Annotated in this window: 2 protein-coding genes; both read left to right on the top strand. The window is 68.8% G+C overall.

Annotated features, from left to right (window positions below; all coding sequences use genetic code 11):
- Nucleotides 1-116 precede the first annotated feature (116 nt).
- Nucleotides 117-1616 carry an IS21 family transposase gene (gene istA, locus DT057_RS34585; RefSeq protein WP_128566511.1) on the top strand — a complete coding sequence of 500 codons (1500 nt, stop codon included), beginning with the start codon at nt 117-119 and terminating at the stop codon, nt 1614-1616.
- A complete protein-coding gene (gene istB / locus DT057_RS34580; RefSeq protein ID WP_128566512.1) occupies nt 1616-2347 on the top strand; it encodes an IS21-like element helper ATPase IstB in 732 nt (243 codons plus the stop codon). The genes istA and istB overlap by 1 nt, the downstream gene beginning before the upstream one ends.
- Nucleotides 2348-2452 lie beyond the last annotated feature (105 nt).

Raw genomic sequence — 2452 nt, 5'->3', positions numbered from 1 at the left:
CTGTGATTAGGCGTGGAATAAGGACCCCGTTTCCGGGGTGATCGGCGTCCAAACGGGACCCCCAGGATACTTCATCCAGACTGCCTCCCGCACTCGGAACGGGAGGCTCGCGGAGGATGTTGGTCGTGGAGACGGTCGCGAAGATCCGCCGCGCGTACTTCGTGCAGCACAAGCCGATCAAGCAGATCTGCCGGGAGCTGAAGCTCTCCCGCAAGGTCGTCAGGAAGGTGATCCGCTCGGAGGCAACCGCCTTCCGCTACACCCGCAGCGTCCAGCCTGCACCCAAGCTCGGGCCCTGGCACGACGAGCTCGACCGCATGCTGACGGCCAATACCGGGAAGCCGGCGCGGGAGCGGCTGACGCTGACCCGGATCTTCGAGGCGCTGCGGGGGCTCGGCTATGAGGGCGGCTATGATGCCGTCCGCCGCTACGCCAAGACGTGGAAGCGCCAGCAGGCCAGCGTGACGGCCTCCGCCTTCGTGCCGCTCGCCTTCGCCCCGGGCGAGGCCTACCAGTTCGACTGGAGCCACGAGATCGTGCTGATCGCCGGCGTTACCACGACCGTCAAGGTCGCTCACGTCCGGCTCTGCCACTCGCGCATGCTGTTCGTGCGTGCCTATCCGCGCGAGAGCCAGGAGATGGTCTTCGACGCCCACGACCGGGTGTTCGCCTTCTTCCGCGGCACCTGCCAGCGGGGCATCTACGACAACATGAAGACCGCGGTCGAGACGATCTTCGTCGGGCGCGAGCGCGCCTACAACCGCCGCTTCCTGCAGATGTGCTCGCACTACCTCGTTGAGCCCGTGGCCTGCACGCCGGCATCCGGCTGGGAGAAGGGTCAGGTCGAGAACCAGGTCGGGCTGGTGCGCGAGCGCCTGTTCACCCCGCGCGTCCGGGTGAGAAGCTACAACGAGCTCAATGCCCTGCTGCTCGACGGGGTCGTCGCCTACGCCAAGACCCACCCGCATCCCGAGCAGCGCGACCTGACGATCTGGCAAGCCTTCGAAGCCGAACGGGGAGCCCTGGTCCCCTACGCCGGACGCTTCGACGGCTTCCACGCCGTGCCGGCGGCCGTGTCCTCGACCTGCCTGGTGCGCTTCGACAACAACAAGTACTCGGTCATGGCCTCGGCCATCGGTCGCCCGGTCGAGGTGCGCGCCTATGCCGAGCGCATCGAGATCCGCCAGGACGGGCGCGTCGTCGCCGAGCACCCGCGGGCCTTCGGCCGCGGCCAGACGGTGTTCGACCCCTGGCACTACGTCCCCGTGCTCGCCCGCAAGCCCGGCGCCCTGCGCAACGGCGCGCCGTTCAAGGACTGGGTCCTGCCCGCCGCCCTCGAACGGATCCGCCGCAAGCTCGCCGGCAGCGCCGACGGCCACCGCCAGATGGTCGAGATCCTCACCGCCGTGCTCGGCGACGGCCTGTCCGCGGTCGAGGCGGCCTGTGCCGAGGCGCTGCGCGAGGGCGTGCACTCGGCCGACGTGGTGCTCAACATCCTGGCACGCCAGCGGGAGCCGCCCGCGCCCGCCCCGCTGCTGACGCCCGAGAGCCTGCGGCTGCGCCACGAGCCGGTCGCCGATTGTGCCCGCTACGACAGCCTGAGGAGAGCCCCATGATGGAACGTCAGCAGATCCTCGCCACCATGGGCGAGCTGAAGCTGTTTGGGATGAAGGCGGCTTACGACGAGATCATCAAGGTCGCCCTCAAGCGCAGCCACGAACCGCAGCAGATCGTTGGCGACCTGTTGCAGGCCGAGATCAGCGAGAAGCAGGCGCGCTCGATCCGCTACCAGATGACGATCGCCAAGCTGCCTCTGGCCAAGGACCTCGCCGAGTTCGCCTTTGCCGGGACGCCGATCAACGAAGGTCTGGTGCGTGACCTCTGCGGCGGCGAGTTCCTGGCCCACCAGCGCAACGTCGTGCTGGTGGGCGGCACCGGCACGGGCAAGACGCACCTGGCCATCGCGGTCGCCCGGTCGTGCATCCAGGACGGGGCACGGGCCCGGTTCTACAACGTGGTCGACCTCGTCAACCGGCTCGAGGCCGAGGCGCGGGCCGGCCGGCAGGGCCGCATCGCTGACCACCTCGCCCGGCTCGATCTGGTGGTGCTGGACGAGCTCGGCTACCTGCCGTTTGCGCAGTCGGGCGGTCAGTTGCTGTTCCACCTGATCAGCCGGCTCTACGAGACCACCTCGATCGTGGTGACGACCAACCTGGCGTTCGGGGAGTGGCCGAGCGTGTTTGCCGGCGACGCCAAGATGACCACGGCGCTGCTCGATCGGCTGACCCACCACTGCGAGATCGTCGAGACCGGCAACGAGAGCTGGCGCTTCAAGAACCGGGCGTGAGGGCGGCCTGCGCGCGGCTCATCCTGGACCCCTGATCAGCCCGGCTGCGCCACCCCGACCCGCTTCGCCGGGCTGATCAGGGGCGTCGCGCTACGCGCAACAAGG

Origin of the sequence: Methylobacterium crusticola, from assembly GCF_003574465.1 — a bacterium.
Lineage (GTDB): Bacteria > Pseudomonadota > Alphaproteobacteria > Rhizobiales > Beijerinckiaceae > Methylobacterium > Methylobacterium crusticola.
This window is presented reverse-complemented; position numbering and strand designations above follow the sequence as displayed.

What these genes read in the sequence shown, in the direction of transcription:
- istA (WP_128566511.1), top strand. Translation starts at nt 117, where the DNA reads ATGTTGGTCGTGGAGACGGTCGCGAAGATCCGCCGCGCGTACTTCGTG.
- istB (WP_128566512.1), top strand. Translation starts at nt 1,616, where the DNA reads ATGGAACGTCAGCAGATCCTCGCCACCATGGGCGAGCTGAAGCTGTTT.